The sequence below is a fragment of the Streptomyces niphimycinicus genome (genome assembly GCF_018883605.1).
In the GTDB taxonomy this organism is placed as follows: domain Bacteria; phylum Actinomycetota; class Actinomycetes; order Streptomycetales; family Streptomycetaceae; genus Streptomyces; species Streptomyces niphimycinicus.
The window spans coordinates 1-758 of record NZ_JAHLEM010001298.1 but is presented as its reverse complement, the minus strand read 5'-3'; the positions used below and the strand labels follow the sequence as shown (position 1 = coordinate 758).

Genomic DNA, 758 nt, shown 5'->3' with positions numbered 1-758 from the left:
CGGGGGCGGCGAGGGGACGGGCGACGGGGCCGGGGGCGGCGAGGGGACGGCCGACGGGGCCGGGGTCGCGCTGGTGCAGGCCGACGCCACGGCACTGCCCTTCCGGGACGGCTCGTTCGACCTCGCGTGCTCGGCGTACGGGGCGGTGCCGTTCGTGGCCGAGCCGGTGCGGGTGATGCGCGAGGTGCGCCGGGTGCTGCGGCCGGGCGGGCGGTGGGTCTTCTCGGTGACGCATCCGATCCGCTGGGCGTTCCCCGACGAACCGGGGCCCGAGGGGCTGTCCGTCGCCGGTTCCTACTTCGACCGCACGCCCTATGTGGAGCAGGACGAGTCGGGCCGGGCCGTCTACGTGGAGCACCACCGGACGGTGGGCGACCGGGTGCGGGACGTGGTGGCCGGGGGCTTCCGGCTGGTCGACCTGGTCGAGCCGGAGTGGCCCGAGTGGAACCACCAGGAGTGGGGCGGCTGGTCCCCCCTGCGGGGGAACCTCATCCCGGGCACGGCGATCTTCATATGCGAGCGGGACTGAGCGGAATCGGAGCAGAGCCGTTGACCACTCCTGGGGACCCGCGCGCCGAGGCCCTCGACCGCCTTCCCGTACGCGAGGCCGTGCCCGCGCTGCTGCGCGCGCTCGACGACCGCGGGGTCGCCGTGCTGTGCGCGCCCCCGGGGACCGGTAAGACCACCCTGGTGCCACTGGTGCTCGCCGGGCTGGTGGGCGGCGGACCGGTGCGGCGGGTGCTGGTCGCCGAGCCGCG

At 76.1% G+C, this 758-nt stretch carries 2 protein-coding genes; both read left to right on the top strand.

The genetic code is table 11. The features are described 5' to 3' along the window. A partial coding sequence (locus KN815_RS49450; protein ID WP_253209758.1) for a methyltransferase domain-containing protein occupies positions 1-529 on the top strand: 529 nt, incomplete at its 5' end. Further along, a partial coding sequence (locus tag KN815_RS49445) for a hypothetical protein (RefSeq protein WP_253209757.1) occupies positions 514-758 on the top strand: 245 nt, incomplete at its 3' end. The genes KN815_RS49450 and KN815_RS49445, both read left to right, overlap by 16 nt.